At 65.2% G+C, this 15130-nt stretch carries 16 protein-coding genes; all 16 read right to left on the bottom strand.

The features are described 5' to 3' along the window. Positions 1-3: 3 nt before the first annotated feature. The 16 genes from FJ430_RS22250 to FJ430_RS22325 all read right to left on the bottom strand — a co-directional run bounded on the left by FJ430_RS22250 (position 4) and on the right by FJ430_RS22325 (position 15127). Positions 4-915 (bottom strand): ABC transporter substrate-binding protein, encoded by a 912-nt coding sequence (locus FJ430_RS22250; protein WP_140707509.1) that lies wholly within the window; start codon positions 913-915, stop codon positions 4-6. 158 nt (positions 916-1073) lie between these two features. Continuing rightward, a complete protein-coding gene (locus FJ430_RS22255) occupies positions 1074-2297 on the bottom strand; it encodes an MFS transporter (RefSeq protein ID WP_140707507.1) in 1224 nt (407 codons plus the stop codon). Beyond that, positions 2294-2788, bottom strand: a complete 495-nt coding sequence (gene nusB / locus FJ430_RS22260; RefSeq protein ID WP_140707505.1) for a transcription antitermination factor NusB — start codon at positions 2786-2788, stop codon at positions 2294-2296. The genes FJ430_RS22255 and nusB overlap by 4 nt, the downstream gene beginning before the upstream one ends. Further along, positions 2785-3279, bottom strand: coding sequence for a 6,7-dimethyl-8-ribityllumazine synthase (gene ribH, locus FJ430_RS22265; RefSeq protein ID WP_140641425.1), 495 nt, complete (start codon positions 3277-3279; stop codon positions 2785-2787). The genes nusB and ribH overlap by 4 nt, the downstream gene beginning before the upstream one ends. Positions 3280-3419: 140 nt before the next feature. Next, positions 3420-4409 carry a methyltransferase gene (locus tag FJ430_RS22270; RefSeq protein WP_140659089.1) on the bottom strand — a complete coding sequence of 330 codons (990 nt, stop codon included), beginning with the start codon at positions 4407-4409 and terminating at the stop codon, positions 3420-3422. Positions 4410-4503: 94 nt separating this feature from the next. After that, complete coding sequence (locus FJ430_RS22275; protein ID WP_140707503.1) at positions 4504-5121, bottom strand: riboflavin synthase; 618 nt, start codon at positions 5119-5121, stop codon at positions 4504-4506. 61 nt (positions 5122-5182) lie between these two features. Continuing rightward, complete coding sequence (gene ribD / locus FJ430_RS22280; RefSeq protein WP_181175482.1) at positions 5183-6310, bottom strand: bifunctional diaminohydroxyphosphoribosylaminopyrimidine deaminase/5-amino-6-(5-phosphoribosylamino)uracil reductase RibD; 1128 nt, start codon at positions 6308-6310, stop codon at positions 5183-5185. A 2-nt stretch (positions 6311-6312) separates the two neighbouring features. After that, a complete protein-coding gene (gene nrdR / locus FJ430_RS22285) occupies positions 6313-6792 on the bottom strand; it encodes a transcriptional regulator NrdR (RefSeq protein ID WP_027167964.1) in 480 nt (159 codons plus the stop codon). 113 nt (positions 6793-6905) lie between these two features. After that, positions 6906-7496 (bottom strand): hypothetical protein, encoded by a 591-nt coding sequence (locus FJ430_RS22290; protein ID WP_140707665.1) that lies wholly within the window; start codon positions 7494-7496, stop codon positions 6906-6908. Positions 7497-7606: 110 nt separating this feature from the next. After that, on the bottom strand, positions 7607-8920 hold the full coding sequence (gene glyA / locus FJ430_RS22295) for a serine hydroxymethyltransferase (protein WP_140707501.1): 1314 nt from the start codon (positions 8918-8920) through the stop codon (positions 7607-7609). A gap of 126 nt (positions 8921-9046) precedes the next feature. Beyond that, the gene (locus FJ430_RS22300) at positions 9047-10684 is read right to left on the bottom strand and encodes a Na+/H+ antiporter (protein WP_140707499.1); all 1638 of its coding nucleotides are present in this window, start codon (positions 10682-10684) and stop codon (positions 9047-9049) included. Between the two features lie 131 nt (positions 10685-10815). Further along, positions 10816-11754, bottom strand: coding sequence for an acetamidase/formamidase family protein (locus FJ430_RS22305; protein WP_140707497.1), 939 nt, complete (start codon positions 11752-11754; stop codon positions 10816-10818). Then, a complete protein-coding gene (locus FJ430_RS22310) occupies positions 11739-12500 on the bottom strand; it encodes an alpha/beta fold hydrolase (RefSeq protein WP_140707495.1) in 762 nt (253 codons plus the stop codon). Before FJ430_RS22310 ends, FJ430_RS22305 begins: the two co-directional genes overlap by 16 nt. Position 12501: 1 nt before the next feature. Further along, positions 12502-13257 (bottom strand): glutamine amidotransferase, encoded by a 756-nt coding sequence (locus tag FJ430_RS22315; RefSeq protein ID WP_140707493.1) that lies wholly within the window; start codon positions 13255-13257, stop codon positions 12502-12504. Further along, positions 13254-14213 (bottom strand): nucleoside hydrolase, encoded by a 960-nt coding sequence (locus FJ430_RS22320; protein WP_140707491.1) that lies wholly within the window; start codon positions 14211-14213, stop codon positions 13254-13256. The genes FJ430_RS22315 and FJ430_RS22320 overlap by 4 nt, the downstream gene beginning before the upstream one ends. Beyond that, positions 14210-15127: an ABC transporter permease gene (locus FJ430_RS22325; RefSeq protein WP_140707489.1), complete on the bottom strand. Its 918-nt coding sequence runs from the start codon at positions 15125-15127 to the stop codon at positions 14210-14212. The genes FJ430_RS22320 and FJ430_RS22325 overlap by 4 nt, the downstream gene beginning before the upstream one ends. Positions 15128-15130: the final 3 nt, after the last annotated feature.

Raw genomic sequence — 15130 nt, forward strand, 5'->3', positions numbered from 1 at the left:
GATCTATTTCAAGAACCCGTTCTTCTTCAAAAAGTCCTCCGCCACGCCCTTCGCTGGCTCGCCGCCCAGTTGCACGCGGCCGTTAAGCTCCTGCAGCGTGACGAGGTCGAGCTTGGCGAAGACCGGCTTCAGCAGCGCCTCGATTTCCGGGTGCTGCTTCAAGACCTCTTCGCGGATGATCGGCGCCGGCTGGTAGACGGGCTGAACGCCCTTATCGTCCTCGAGCACGACGAGGCCGGAGGGCTGGATGCCGCCATCGGTGCCATAGACCATGGCGGCGTTGGCGCCGTTGGTCTGGTTGGCGGCGGCTGCGATCGTCGCCGCGGTATCGCCGCCGGAGAGAGTGATCAACTGGTCGGGCTTCAGCGTGAAGCCATAGGTCGTCTGGAAGGCCGGAAGCGCTGCGGCCGAATTGACGAACTCGGCCGAAGCCGCGAGCACCACCTTGCCGCCGCCCGCGACGTATTTGCCGAAGTCCGTCAAGGTGACGAGCTTGTTCTCGTCGGCCACTTCCTTGCGCAGCGCGATCGCCCAGGTGTTGTTGGCCGGCGACGGCGACAGCCAGACGATCTTGTTGGCGTCGTAGTCCAGCTTCTTGGCGGTTTCGTACGCCTTGGCGGCATCCTTCCAGACCGGATCATCGGCCTTCTGGAAGAAGAAGGCCGCATTGCCGGTATATTCGGGATAGATGTCGATCTCGCCGGCGGTGATCGCCTTGCGCACCACCGGCGTCGCGCCGAGCTGGATGCGGTCCGTCGTCTTGATGTTGTTGGCGTTGAGCACGAGCTGGATGATGTTGCCCAGCACCCCGCCTTCCGTGTCGATCTTCGAGGAGACGACTACCTGGGCGTTGGCCGAGGCGGTGGCAAGGCCGAGCGCGATGGCAGCTACGGCGAGCTTTCCGATTGAAAACATTGTGAAATCCCTTGCTATGAACCGAGGATCCGGTGGCCGCATATGAGCACGGCTATAACGGCCAGTCGGGGTACACGGTTTCATAAGTAGGGGGATCAGCGCAATATTTTTGTTCCCCGCGCGAGGCCGGTGCCCGGCCCGGTCCCGACAGCGTAATGTCAGTTGGCGGCACGCAAGCCCTGCAGCTTGAGCGTGCCAAGCGCCAGGAAGCAAAGCACTACGACCGGGAAAACGATCCAGTTCAGCATGGTCCAGCCCCAGGCGTTGTAGATCGCGCCCGACATCAGCGAGGCAAAGGCGACGGAGCCGAACAGGACAAAATCATGGAAACCCTGGACCTTGCTCTTTTCTGAAGGCCGGTAGCTGGCCGCGACCATGGCGGTCGCGCCGATGAAACCGAAGTTCCAGCCGAGGCCAAGCAGGATCAGTGCCGTCCAGAACTGCCACAGCGCCAAGCCGGAAAGCGCCACGGCGCCGCAGCCGATCAGCAGGATAAGACCAGTCGCGACGATGCGTTCGGCGCCGAAGCGGTGGATCAGCGAACCGGTGAAGAAGCTCGGCCCGAACATCGCCATGACATGCCAGGAAATGCCAAGCGTCGCATTGTCTTCCGATAGGCCGCAGCCGACCATGGCGAGCGGCGCGCCGGTCATGACGAAGCTCATCAGCGCGTAGCTGCCGACGGTGCAGAACAACGCGGCGACGAAACGCGGCTGGGTGACGATTTCGATCAGCGGGCGGGCGTCGCTTGCAGCGGTTTCAGAGACGGCGTCGGTCCGCGAGGAAACCCGCAGGAACGACAGGATGAGCGCGCCGGCCGCCGCCAGGGGCAGGATCGAGGCGAAGGATCCCGCAAACATCACCGGGGCGAGCAATTCGCGTGTGTAGATGACGATCTGCGGCCCGAGGATGGCGGTGATGATGCCGCCCGCCAGCACGAAGGAGATGGCACGCGCCTTGAATTCGGGTGGCGCGTTGTCGGCGGCGGCGAAACGGAACTGCTGGACGAAGGCGCCGCCGACACCGATGACGCAGAGGCCGAAGGCGAACAGCCAGAAGCTCGCCTGATAGAGCGCGAGCGCCGCGATCAGGCCGCCGAGCGCGGTGACGATGGTGCCGATCATGAAGCCGCCGCGATGGCCGAGGCTGCGGATGATGGCGGCGGCTGGCAAGGCGCCGAGCGCCACGCCGATGTTGAAGCCGGTGACCGGCGCGGTGGCCAGGGATTTGTCGGCACCGAGCAGATATTGTCCGGCCAGCGCGCCGAGCGAAATGGCGATCGGCGCGGCCGAACCGACGATCGCCTGCGCGGCGGCAAGCAGCACCGCCGTGCGACGCCCTTCCCTGCCGGCCTCGGCGACCCCGGCCGTTGCGGCTGTCACGAAGCGTCCTTGTCACGCCCCTCGCCGCGAACCCGGCGCGAGACGCGATCAAGAACGGCGTTGACCAGCTTCGGCTCGTCTTCCTCGTAGAACGCCTTGGCGATGTCGACATATTCGGAGACGATGACGGCCACCGGCACATCCTCGCGCTTCATCAATTCATAGACGCCGGCGCGCAGAATGGCGCGCAGCGTCGAATCCAGCCGCGACAGCGGCCAATCCTCGGTCAGCGCCTGGCGGATGACGGGGTCGATGGTCTTCTGGTTCTCGACGACGCCGATCAGGATGGCGCGGAACCATTGCGCGTCGGCCTCGCGATAGAGCGCGCCATCGACTTCCTTGCCGAGGCGGAAGGTCTCGTATTCGGCCGTGATCTCGAAAACGCCGCTGCCGGCCACATCCATCTGATAGAGCGCCTGGACGGCGGCAAGACGGGCGGCGCCGCGCTTGTTGGCGTGGCGTACCGCTCCGGTCGAGGCGGGCTCGGTCACGATTGGGCTCCGAATTTCTCTTTGAGCGCGATCATGGTCAGCGCCGCGCGCGCGGCGAAGCCGCCCTTGTCGCCTTCCGTCTTTCGCGCACGCGCCCATGCCTGCGCGTCGTTTTCTGTGGTCAGAATGCCATTGCCGATCGCGATCGCCTCCTGCACCGAAAGGTCCATGAGCGCGCGGCTCGATTCATTGGCGACGATGTCGAAATGGTAGGTGTCGCCGCGGACGACGGTTCCTAGCGCGACAAAACCGTCGTAATGCGTGCCGCCTTCGGCCGCGCCATCGAGCGCGAAGGTGATGACAGCGGGTATTTCGAGCGAGCCAGGAACCGTGACGACGTCATATGTGGCGCCAGCCTCGTCGAGCGCGCCGGTCGCACCTTCGAGCAGCGCGTCGGCGAGATCGTCGTGAAAGCGCGCTTCGACAATGAGCAGATGCGCCTTCGCCTTCGGGCGAATGAACGCTTTGCCGTGTTGGGATGTGCCTGCCATAAAAGTCTCCGGGGGGTTGCCGGTGACTTAGGCCGAAGCCGGGTTTATCGCAAGCGGAAGATTGGCGGACCGACACCAACGCTGTATCTCTCGAAGGATTCAGATCCCGGGGCAGCGCGATGTTTCGGTACTTTGTTTGGCTAGGCAGGCGAAGCCTCAAGGATCGAGATCGGCGCGGTGGTGTCGATCACTCGCTCGAGCTTCAGCCCTGCGGCCTCGAACAGCCTGGCGTATTGCGCCTCGGTCCGCTCAAGGCCGCCGGTGACCGCGAGCATCACCACATCGATGGCCTTGATCTGGGCTGGTTCGTCGCCCGCAGGGACGAGCGTCTCGGCCACAAGCACCCTGCCATGCGTTTGCATTGCCTCGCGGCAACGGCGCAAGATCAACTCGGCGCGTTCATCGTCCCAATCGTGGATCACCTTCTTGATTACATAGACGTCGCCGACGGGGACGCTGTCGAAGAAGTCGCCGACGACGAAGTCGGTGCGCGACGGATCGCTCCCGGCCTCCTGGCGCGCCGCCGCCACTCCGGAGGCGAGATCGAGAAGAACCCCGCTCAAATGGGGATTGCGGGCAAGGATGGCCGAGAGAAGCTGTCCATGCCCGCCGCCGACATCGACGACCCGCGTATATCGGCTGAAATCATAGGCGTCGGCGACCGCCTCGTTGCTGCCTTGGCCCTGGGCAATCATAGCTCGCTGAAACAGGGCAGCCTGTTCCGGATGGGCCGAAAGCCAATCGAACCTCGGACTTCCGAACACCTTGTCGAAGGCCGGCTTTCCGGTGCGGACGGAATGCAGAAGCTGCTCGAACGCAAGATAGGCCTCGCTGTTGACCATCCGGATGAAGTCGCGTGGTCCGGGTCGATCGGAACGAAGCGCCGCTCCCACCTCCATCAAGGTAAAATGACGAGGGCGAACTTCAGTGAAGACCCCCTCCGGCGCCAGAAGCCGCATGACGCGATAGAGCGATTCCGCATCCGTCTTCGTGGCGGCCGCCAAATCTTCAACTGACTGCTCGCCGGAAGCCAGAAGATCGGGAATGCCGAGTTCGATGACGACGCGCAGCGCCTGTGACACGGCAAATCCGAAACCCAGCCTCATGACTTGTTGCGACGGGTTGGTCATGGCTTTCCCCTCCGGACAGGTGAAAAGCTTACGAGGGGCGCGAGCAGAAGTGAAGCGGGACGCAGTGTTGAACGGCGCGGCCTCACGACTTTAGTCAAAGCCCCTCTTTCGCCGCCTCCGCCAGGCGCGCGGCATAGCGGGCCATGGTGTCGATCTCGAGATTGACGCAGTCGCCGGCCTGGCGTTGGCCCCAGGTGGTGACGCTCAGCGAATGATGGATGAGCAGCACGTCGAAGCGGGTGCCTTCGACCTTGTTGACGGTGAGCGAGGTGCCGTCGAGCGCGACCGACCCTTTCGGCGCGATGAACTTCGCCAGATGCCGCGGCGCTTCCAGCGTGAAGCGCACGGCATCGCCCTCCTCCTTGCGCTCGACGATCTCGGCCGTGCCGTCGACATGGCCGGAAACGATGTGGCCGCCGAGCTCATCGCCGATCTTCAGCGCCCGTTCCAGATTGATCCGGGTGCCGGATTTCCAGCTTGAAGCCGTGGTGAGCCTCAGCGCCTCCTCCCAGGCCTCGACTTCGAACCAGCGCGCGTTGGAACCATGCTCGGGGAGCGCCGTAACCGTCAGGCAAACGCCGCCGCAGGAGATGGAGGCGCCGATGGCGATGGTTTCGGGATCATAGGTGGTGTCTATGCGCAGCCCAACGCCTTCGGCCAGCGGCTTCACGGTAGCGACAGTGCCAACGTCAGTCACAATCCCAGTAAACATCAGAGAGCGTCTTTCATTTTGACCATGATCTAACCCAAAAACCGGTTCCCACTTTTTGGGATCATGGTCTTACCCACTCGGCGTAACTGTCTTCGCCGAAGCGCATATCACGCAGCTTGAGAAAACCTGCCGGGATATGGTCGGCGTCGATAGGCGATGCAATACCGTCTTTGCCGATCGCCTCAGGTCCCTGGAACAGGACGATGCGGTCTACCAGGTCTTCCTCGATGAAGGCCTTGGCTACCTTGGCGCCGCCTTCGACCAAAACGCTTGCCATGCCAAGCGCGGCAAGGTCTTCCAGCAATTCCGGCAAGGCGACCACGCCATTGTGGGTTTCGGTGCCGATGAAGCGCACGCCCGCGCGTTCGAGCGCCGCCCGCCGGTGCGGGTCGGCTTCCAGACAGGCGGCGATATAGAGCGGCACGCGGTCGACGCCGGATACCAGCTTGGATGTCTCCGGCAGCCGGATCTGCCGATCGAGGATGATGCGCGCCGGCGAGCGGTTCTCCAGTCCCGGAAGGCGCACGGTCAGCGCCGGGTCGTCCTCGAGAGCGGTGCCGATGCCGACCAGGATGGCGTCGGACTCGGCGCGCATCAGATAGACGTCGCGCCGCGCGATCTCGCCGGTGATGGCGACCTGGCCCGCGCCTTTGCGGCCGATCTTGCCGTCACTCGAAAGCGCAAGCTTCAGAGTTACTTCCGGGCGTTTTTTCAGAGAACGAGTCAGATAGCCGGCCATCTGCTCGGCGGCCTCGGCGGCCAGCACTTTCTCCATCACCTCGACGCCGGCGGCGCGCAGGATGGCGTAGCCCTTGCCGGAGACGCGCGGATCGGGATCGCTCGCCGCGCCGACGACGCGCGCGACGCCGGCATTGACCAGCGCGTTGGCGCAAGGCGGCGTGCGGCCGTGGTGGGCGCAAGGCTCCAAAGTCACGTAAGCCGTAGCACCACGCGCGAGTTCGCCGGCCTCGGCCAGCGCTTCGGTCTCGGCATGCGGGCGGCCGCCGACGGCCGTCACGCCGGTACCGACGATCATCGGGCCGGCGCCGTCGTCGCGCACGATGATGGTGCCGACGGAAGGGTTGGTCGAGGTGCGGCCGGCATTGCGGCGCGACAACCTGATGGCCGCGGCCATGAAACGGCGATCAAGGGCCGCCTGCGCGGCCTCGTCCAGTCGCGGTCCCGCCATGATCAGCCGGCGTCCTCTTCAGTTTTTTCCTCGTCGCCCTTCAATTCGCCCAGCAGCTCGTGAAAATCCTTGGCCTCGCGGAAATTGCGATAGACCGAGGCGAAGCGGACATAGGCGACGTCATCCAGCGATTTCAGCGCATCCATGACCAGCCGGCCGACTTCGCCCGAAGCAACCTCGGTTTCGCCGGAGCTTTCGAGCTGGCGCACGATGCCGGTGACCGCGCGGTCGATGCGCTCGGGGTCGACATTGCGCTTGCGCACGGCGATCTCGACGGAGCGCAGCAGCTTGTCACGGTCGAAAGGCACCTTGCGGCCGGACTTCTTGACGACGACAAGGTCGCGCAGTTGGACGCGCTCGAAAGTCGTGAAACGGCCGCCGCAATCGGGGCACACCCGCCGCCTGCGGATCGCCGCGCCGTCCTCGGCGGGACGCGAATCCTTCACCTGCGTATCTTCGGACTGGCAATAGGGACAGCGCATGGAGAGCCTTGGGTTCGCGATTCTGTGGGCGAAAGGCTTAGAGCCTTTCATGCCTCAGAGATAGCGAGGCATAAGCAAGATTGCCAGCGCCCCACCCCGCTGGCCGACAGGCGTCAGGGCGCAACATCCTTGGTCGGAAACCCGCAGGATGCGCCTAGGTTGCGATAGGCCTTGGTGAAGCCGTCCATCGGGATGCTGGTGACCTTCTGTTTGCCGAAGGTGACATCGAGCGAGGTGACCTTGCGCATGGCGCGCAACAGGGCGAGGCTGGCCTTGGCCTGGTTGTCGACCATCCAGCTGGGACGACCACCGGCGGCGCCGTTGGAGGTCACGGTCGCAGCGACCTTCACGCCAGGGTCGCCGAAGGTCGCGGCGATCTTGTCGCCGGTCGGCAGGTTGCCGTTGTCGATGATGAACATGATGGCCGGATACGCGTCCGGCGGCAGCGCATCGCCGGTCGAGATCGACAGCGTCAGGGATCCGGCATTGCCGTCGCCGTCGACGAATGCAGTCGAGGCGGCGCAGGTCTTGTGCGCATCCTGCCCGGTATCGAGCGTATCGATGATGGTGGTCCACTTGCCGAAGGTATTGGTGGCCGGCATGTCGGAGCCGGGCTGCGCCTGCTCCTGCGCAACCGCGCCGGACAGGGCGAAAACGGCCAACGAGCCAGACAGGGCCAGGGTGGCAAGACGGAAAGTGCGCATCATCAGGTCTCCGGTAAGCCGCGCCGCCCGATCAAGGAGCGGCGCGAAGCGCAAGGATAAAAGATGACGTATGTCGCGCGGTCAACCGACGGAGGGCAACCGAGCGTGGATCAGCCGAGATAGGGGTAGAGCGGGAAGCGGTCGGTCAACGCCGTCACCTTGGCTTTGACGGCGGCCTCGACGGCCGCATTGCCGTCGTCGGAATTCGCCACCTTCAGCCCGTCCAGCACCTCGGCGATCAGCTTGCCGATCTCGCGGAATTCGGCCTGGCCGAAGCCGCGCGTGGTGCCGGCCGGCGTGCCGAGGCGTACGCCCGACGTCACGAACGGCTTTTCCGGATCGAACGGGATGCCGTTCTTGTTGCAGGTGATGTTGGCGCGGCCGAGGGCGGCTTCCGCGCGCTTGCCGGTGGCGTTCTTCGGCCGAAGGTCGACCAGCATCAAATGGTTGTCGGTACCGCCGGAGACGATATCGAGGCCCGTCTCCTGCAGGCTGGACGCCAGCGCCTTGGCATTGGCGACGATGCTTTCGGCATAGGCCTTGAAGCTCGGCTTCAGCGCCTCGCCGAGCGCCACCGCCTTGGCGGCGATGACATGCATCAGCGGGCCGCCCTGCAAGCCCGGAAACACCGCCGAATTCATCTTCTTGGCGATGTCCTCGTCGTTGCACAGGATCATGCCGCCGCGCGGACCGCGCAGCGATTTGTGGGTCGTCGTGGTCACGACATGGGCATGAGGCAACGGCGACGGATGCATGCCGCCGGCGACGAGGCCGGCGATATGCGCCATGTCGACCATCAGATAGGCGCCGATCGAATCGGCGATCTCGCGGAAACGCTTCCAGTCCCAGATGCGCGAATAGGCGGTGCCGCCGGCCAGGATCAGCTTCGGCTTCGTCTCATGCGCGGTCTTCTCGATCGCGTCCATGTCGAGCAAATGGTCTTCCTTGCGCACGCCATAGGAGACGACCTTGAACCACTTGCCGCTCATGTTGACCGGAGAGCCGTGGGTGAGATGGCCGCCCGAATTCAGGTCGAGGCCCATGAAGGTGTCGCCGGGCTGCAACAGCGCCAGGAACACGGCCTGGTTCATCTGACTGCCCGAGTTCGGCTGAACGTTGGCGAAGTTACAGCCAAAAAGCTTTTTCGCGCGCTCGATGGCCAGTTCCTCGGCCACGTCGACGAACTGGCAGCCGCCATAGTAACGCTTGCCCGGATAACCCTCGGCATATTTGTTGGTCATGATCGAGCCCTGAGCTTCGAGCACGGCGCGCGAAACGATGTTTTCCGACGCGATCAGCTCGATCTCGTGGCGCTGGCGGCCAAGCTCGTTGCGGATGGCGCCGAAGATTTCCGGATCGGCGTCGGCAAGCGTGGTCTCGAAGAAGGATTCGAATTTGCTGGAGGCTGCCGCTGCGTTTGACATGGCTTGCTTTCCCTTGGGGCCGGAGGTCTGCGAGGTCGCCGCGCATTAACACAGTTGTTTCCGGGCCGCCACGTTTGCGGCGCGAAATTTGCTGGCCGGTTTGCGCCAAGACAAACCAGTCCAGTTCTAATCCCGCGGTTCGCGGCCCTTGAGGATCGCTTCCGAGAAGGTGATCTCGGTGAACAGCTTGCGCGCCGTATGGTCATTGATGTCGCCACGGCGAAGCATCGCCTGCAGTTCGGCCCGCTCGGCCTCGATGCCGGCAAGCCTGAATCCGAGCTCGATCCGCCCGGATTCGCGGGTCTCGGCGCGCGCTTCGTCGGCGCCGTCGGAGAGCGAGATGCGCCGCCGGTAGATGGATGCGACGCTCTCGGCGATGGCAAGCTTCATGTGCGCCTCCCCTTCACTGCCGTCGCTGGCGAGGCCTTCGATCCTGGCGATGGCCGCGTTGGCTGCGCCGACGCGGGCGCGGCGCTCTTCGGCCGCACCTGGATGCTCGCCGGGCTCGACGAGGCCTCGCGAAACCGTTGGCAGGGCAAGGCTGGCGATCGCCAGCGAGCAGATGATGACGCCGGCAGCGAGGAAGATCACGAGGTCGCGGGCCGGAAAGGGCGAGCCGTCTTGCAAGGTAAGCGGCAGGGACAGGATGCCGGCCAGCGTCACCGCGCCGCGCACGCCTGCAATGGAGCCGGCAAGCCTGACGCGAAAGCCAAAGGGTTCGGCTTTGCGCCTGCCGAGCCGCGCGGCAAGCACGGCGCCCATGTCGCCAATCCAGATCCAGACATAGCGCAGCCCGATCAGGCAGAGCGTGAGCAACAGCACGGTCAATGCCGGCTCGAACAGCCAATGCCGGGTCGTCAATTCCGGCGGCACCTTGCGGATGATGTCGGGCAGTTGCAGGCCAAGCAGGATGAAGAGCGAGCCGTTGAAGATGAAGATCAGCATCGACCAGAGCGAGATCGTCTGGATGCGCGCCGAGACCGCCATGTGGCGGACGATGCCGGAGTATCCGGTCAGAAGACCGGCGGTGACCGCCGCCAGAACGCCCGACGCGTTCAAATGCTCGGCGACCAGATAGGCGACGAAGGGCAACAGCACCATGACCAGCACCTGCGCCTCGGCCGGTGTGCTGGTGATACGGCCGAGGATCTGCAACGACTTCGCGGCGATGAACAGCGCCGCGATGCCGGCGAGAATGCCGATCGCCACAGCCAAGAAGAAGCTCAGAGATGCCTCGGCGAACGAAAAGCTGCCGGTCAGCGCCGCCGCGACCGTGAAGCGGAACATCACCAGACCCGAGGCGTCGTTGAGCAGGGATTCGCCTTCCAATATGTGCATCAGCCGCGCCGGGACGACATTGCGGTCGACGATCGAGGACACGGCGACCGCATCGGTCGGCGACAGCACGGCGGCCAGAGCGAAGGCGACGACCAGCGGGATGCTCGGCACCAGCCAGTGCAAGGCGTAACCGAAGCCGACGATGGTGAAGAAGACGAGCCCGATGGCGAGGTCGAGGATCGGGCTGCGCAACGCTATCAGTTCGCGCTTCGGCGCCGAGAAGGCGTCACCGAACAGAAGCGGCGGAATGAATACCAGGAGGAACAGCTCCGGGTCGATCTCGACATGCAGGCCGCGTGCCGGCCAGGCCAGGGCGGCGCCGATCGCGATCTGCAGCACCGGCAGCGGCACGCGCACCAGCCGCACCAGCGCACCGGAAACCGTTACGAAGGCGAGCACGACGAGAATAAAGACGGCGACGTCCATGGCGCGATTCCGGCTGGTCGACCGACCATGGGCAATTGCCAGCGTCGCGTCCAGCCGGCCAGACGTCACCTGGCGTATCATGCGGGCGGAGTCCCATTCCGCCCGGGCGATTCAGCGTTTGATGGAACGCTCTATGGCGACAGAACCGCCTTGGGCACGGAACAAAGCGCCGTGAAGGCGGGATTCACTACATTGCCGATGCGCAGGCTGCAGGTCTGACTGACCAGTTGATGCGCGTCCATCGTGTCCAGGCCTGTCCGTTGCGCCACCCAGCGCACCAGCCCGGCGACCGCGATGCGGGCGGCGTCGTCCAGCGGCCGCGCGCAGCCAATGACGCCGATATGGCTTTCAGTCTCCAGGCGCGGCCAGTCGAAGCTCTCATCCGGCATCGCCTTCTCGGCGGACAGGGAAGTGAAGAAGGCGCCCTCGACCGCGGTGCCCGCGATCTCGCCATCGCCCTGCGCGTAATGTCCGTCACCGATATAGATGTGCCCGCCATCGACATTCGCCCGCAGGTAGAGCGTCGCGCCTTCCCTCAGGTCCGGGATGTCGAAATTGCCGCCGAAGTCGCCGGGAACGACGCCGAGGCGAACCTCGCCATGAGCGGGCGCGACGCCCAACGTGCCGTGGAAAGGCCGGTAGCCGGCGCGCAGCGTGCGGCCGGAGGAGGTCCGTGTGGTCAACTGCGTTCGATCCGGCGAGAGGCGCCATATCCACACCCGCTCGTCCTGCTCCTGCTGCAAGTTGGGCGAGGCGCGGGTTCCCGACAGGAAGCCGAAATTCGGCGAAATCGTCGCCACACCCCAGTCACGAGCGGGCTCCAGGCGATGCAGGCGGATCGCCATGATATCGCCGGCCCTGATCCCTTCAACGGCGATCGGACCGACCAGCGGGTTGACTTTCGGATAGGGCGCGACCTCGCGCGGCTTGCCGTCGACGCTCGTCAGCTTGCTGGAAAAGCAGTCCTCGGTGAACACCGTGAATTGCTCGCCAGCCCTGACGGAAAGCCGCGGCGCATGCCCTCCCAGTTGGAAGACGAAATCGTGCCCGTCGTTCAGCGGTCGAACCAAGTGCCGGCTCCCAGTGTCTCGACTATGTCGACGAATGCCTGCGTGGCGTCGCGATGGATACTATGGCCGACATTGGGCATCACAACGACAGACCGCTCGCCGACCTCTGCCCGCAGGCGCGCGGTGTCGTCGGGCGGGACAAACCGGCTCATTTCCGGCAGGACCCAAACCGTCGGCAGCATCCGGGCCAGGCGCGCCGCCTCATCCCGCAGATCCCAGGGCGCGTTGCCGGCGAAGGCTGAACGCGCGTCATCGAACGAGATCTGCTCGAGCGACACGACTTTCCAGGCGGCGTCCCGCCGCGACCAGCCGGGATTGAGTTTCAGCAGCCCCTCGATGTCGTGGGGCAGATTTGCTTCGTCCCAGTCCAACATGCCCTTCGGCGTCGCCTTGTCGGCGAAATGCGAGACCGGGTCTTCCAGAAGCATTGCCTTCGGCCGGAACAGGCCGCGCAACACGCCAAGCTGCGCCAGCGTGCCGCCGAAGGAATGGCCAAGCAGCACATCCGGCGCGGCAGGCAGGTTCCCGGCGAAATCGGAGAGCAGGCTGTCGAAGGAAAAATCGCCGTCGCCCCGCGCGCTTTCGCCGTGGCCGCGCATGTCGGGAGCGATCACCTGCCAGCCACGCGCGGCAAGCACACGCGCCGGCTCGGTCATGGCGCCCGCATTGGCGGTGATGCCGTGCAGCGCCACCATCGTCTTCGGCGCGCCGCGGTCGCCCCAGCGCATGATGTTGAGCGTCACCATGTCAGGCTCCCGCCGCCCAGCCGACGATCTGCCGCCAGAGCGTCGTGTAGCCCGGCCAATCGACAAAAGCGGGCGGCGCCCAATGCGGCCCGCAATCCGACGCGAATGCGACCGACCGCCCCTTGCCGAATTCCGCCGCGACGATCAAGGGATCGTTGCCGACGGTCGCGACCACCGTCGCCTTCTGCCTGGCGGCAAAGCGGTTGTAGCCGAGCAGCGCCGGCCATTCCGCTTCCAGCCCGCCGACGATCGGGTGACTTGCTGCGGCAACACGCGGCTTCACGCCTTGCGGTCGCTCGGCGCGGTCATCGCCCGCCTCCATTTCCACGCCCAGCACCTCCGCGACTTCGGTGTCGCGATAGCGCGCCTTGGCGTCGATGCCCTGGAAGGTCATATAGCCGCCGATCATCACCAGTCCGCCGCCGCCGAGGACATAGTCGCGTATCGCTTCGAGGCGATTGGGCAGCGTCTTCGACCGCACGAACGTGTCGGGATGGAGCAACAGGGTGTTGGCGCCGATGTCGCTCAGCATAATGCAGTCGAACTTCGCCAGTTCGCCGGCGCTGAAGGGGAAGTCGCGCGCGGCGACATGGGCCGGCTGGTAGACAACGTCCCAGCCACCGCCTTCGAGGGCGTCGCGCAGCCAGCGCACGCCTTCGGCGTACTCCGTCGTGGTGAAGGAATCGAAACCCTTCTGGTGGATCGAATGAACGGTCCAGGATTCGCCCGCGATCAGGACGCGACGGCTCTTTGTCATACTTCCTCTCCTGTTTTGTAAGACCGGCTGGCCAGCCGCTTCAGTGCGGCGATGAAAGCGGCGTGGATGCCCTCCCCGTCAAGCTCGACGGTGATTTCGGCGTTCGGCGGCCCCGAACGTCCGGCAAAGTCGATGACCGTGCGGCCATAGGTGAACTTGCCGGCGAGCTCGACCTCGACCCGAGCCGGAACGGTCCTGGCCAGGGAGGGTTCGGCCGCTACGAGCGATGCCACGGGATCGTTGAGCGGCATGGCGCCGGGCCCGAACACGCCCGGGCGGAATGTCGTGTTCAGCGAGCGCAGGAGCTCGGCGGCGAAGAGCCCGACCTTGCCGCCAATCGCCTCGGCGTCCGCGATCAATCCTTCGGTGATAACCGCCTGCGGTCCCACGTCGACCGGAACAAGCGTCAAAGGAATGCCGGCCCCGAACACGATGGCTGCCGCCTCCGGATCGCATAGAACATTCCACTCCGCCGCCGCTGTCTTGTTGCCGAGCCCCCAGGCCCCGCCGAGCGAGACGATGCGCCCGATCCTCTCCGCCAGGCCGGGATTGCGCCGCAGCGCCATGGCCAGATTGGTCAGCGGACCGGTGGTGACGACGGTTTCGGCGGCGCCTGAAAGGACCATCTCGGCGATGAGGTCGCTGGAGTGGCGTGGATCGAGGTTGACCGCTTCGAGGTCCGGCCGCTCCGGGTCGAGCGCACCGGTTTGGTCGAGGATGCCGGCGATCAGCCTTTCGCGCACCAACGGCCCCATGGCGCCGGCCGAAACCGGAACGTCGCTGCGCCCCGCAACGGCAAGGACGATGGCGCCGTTGCGCGCCGTGCGGTCCCCGGCGAGATGACCGGCACCCGTCGTCACCGCCTTCAGGTCGAGCGCCTTATGGCCGGCGGCGACCAGGATGCCCAGGGCATCGTCATTGCCCGGATCACAGTCGAGGATGATCGGCTTCGTCATTGGGGATTGTCCTGAATTCTGGCCGGGCGGTTGCGCACCAGGATGCGCCAGCGGGCGAAGGTCAGGCCGATGATGGCGGCGAGATAGGGCAGCATCAGCACGAACTGCGAGGGGATGGCGAACACTTGCAGGCGGTCGCCCAGCGCGCCGAAGAAGCCGAACAGGAAGGACGCCGCAGCCGTCATCCAGGGTTGGCCGCCGCCGAACAGCGTCGCGGCCAGCCCGATGAAGCCGCGGCCGCTGGTCATGTCCGGCAGGAAGAAATGCAGCTTGTCCATGGCAAGCTGCGCGCCGGCAAGCCCGGCCAGCAAGCCGCTGATCGCCAAGGACAGGGCCTTCATGGCAGCGATGCGGATGCCGGCGGAACGCGCTGCGTGCTCGTCCTCTCCCGCGGCCCGCAGGCTGGCGCCGAGCGGCGTCTTGTAGAGGAAGACATAGGTGAGTGGGACCACGACAAGTGCGATCAGCACGATGATGCTTTGGCCTTCGAAGGCCGGGCCGAGCACAGGCAGCCAGGACAGCGATCCGGCCGGAACATGCCAGATGTCGGGAAAGGCGATCGGCCTCAGGCCGCCCGGACTGTTGTAGTAGCGCTCGAGGATGAAGAGCGTGCCGCCTGCGGCGAGCAGGTTGATGCCAAGGCCCGCCACGATGAAGTCGGCGAAGAAGCGCAAGGTCAGCAGCGCCAGAAGCTGCGAAAGCACCACCGCGACCACCAGCGCCGACAGGAAGGCCGGCCAGGCGCTGCCGCTCCAGTCGCCGACGGCGATGGCCGCGAAGGCGGCCGCCAGCATCATGCCCTCGACCGCGACATTGAGGATGTTGGCGCGCAAGGTGATCATTGCCGCCAGCGCGGCAAGCAGGATCGGGGTCGACTGTTCAAGGACCGCGGCGAGCAGCGATGCGAGGTTCATTCC

The sequence above is a fragment of the Mesorhizobium sp. B2-8-5 genome (assembly GCF_006440675.2).
In the GTDB taxonomy this organism is placed as follows: domain Bacteria; phylum Pseudomonadota; class Alphaproteobacteria; order Rhizobiales; family Rhizobiaceae; genus Mesorhizobium.

What these genes read in the sequence shown, in the direction of transcription:
- FJ430_RS22250 (WP_140707509.1), bottom strand. Translation starts at nt 915, where the DNA reads ATGTTTTCAATCGGAAAGCTCGCCGTAGCTGCCATCGCGCTCGGCCTT.
- ribH (WP_140641425.1), bottom strand. Translation starts at nt 3,279, where the DNA reads ATGGCAGGCACATCCCAACACGGCAAAGCGTTCATTCGCCCGAAGGCG.
- FJ430_RS22270 (WP_140659089.1), bottom strand. Translation starts at nt 4,409, where the DNA reads ATGACCAACCCGTCGCAACAAGTCATGAGGCTGGGTTTCGGATTTGCC.
- FJ430_RS22275 (WP_140707503.1), bottom strand. Translation starts at nt 5,121, where the DNA reads ATGTTTACTGGGATTGTGACTGACGTTGGCACTGTCGCTACCGTGAAG.
- ribD (WP_181175482.1), bottom strand. Translation starts at nt 6,310, where the DNA reads ATGGCGGGACCGCGACTGGACGAGGCCGCGCAGGCGGCCCTTGATCGC.
- nrdR (WP_027167964.1), bottom strand. Translation starts at nt 6,792, where the DNA reads ATGCGCTGTCCCTATTGCCAGTCCGAAGATACGCAGGTGAAGGATTCG.
- FJ430_RS22290 (WP_140707665.1), bottom strand. Translation starts at nt 7,496, where the DNA reads ATGCGCACTTTCCGTCTTGCCACCCTGGCCCTGTCTGGCTCGTTGGCC.
- glyA (WP_140707501.1), bottom strand. Translation starts at nt 8,920, where the DNA reads ATGTCAAACGCAGCGGCAGCCTCCAGCAAATTCGAATCCTTCTTCGAG.
- FJ430_RS22300 (WP_140707499.1), bottom strand. Translation starts at nt 10,684, where the DNA reads ATGGACGTCGCCGTCTTTATTCTCGTCGTGCTCGCCTTCGTAACGGTT.
- FJ430_RS22310 (WP_140707495.1), bottom strand. Translation starts at nt 12,500, where the DNA reads ATGGTGACGCTCAACATCATGCGCTGGGGCGACCGCGGCGCGCCGAAG.
- FJ430_RS22315 (WP_140707493.1), bottom strand. Translation starts at nt 13,257, where the DNA reads ATGACAAAGAGCCGTCGCGTCCTGATCGCGGGCGAATCCTGGACCGTT.
- FJ430_RS22320 (WP_140707491.1), bottom strand. Translation starts at nt 14,213, where the DNA reads ATGACGAAGCCGATCATCCTCGACTGTGATCCGGGCAATGACGATGCC.
- FJ430_RS22325 (WP_140707489.1), bottom strand. Translation starts at nt 15,127, where the DNA reads ATGAACCTCGCATCGCTGCTCGCCGCGGTCCTTGAACAGTCGACCCCG.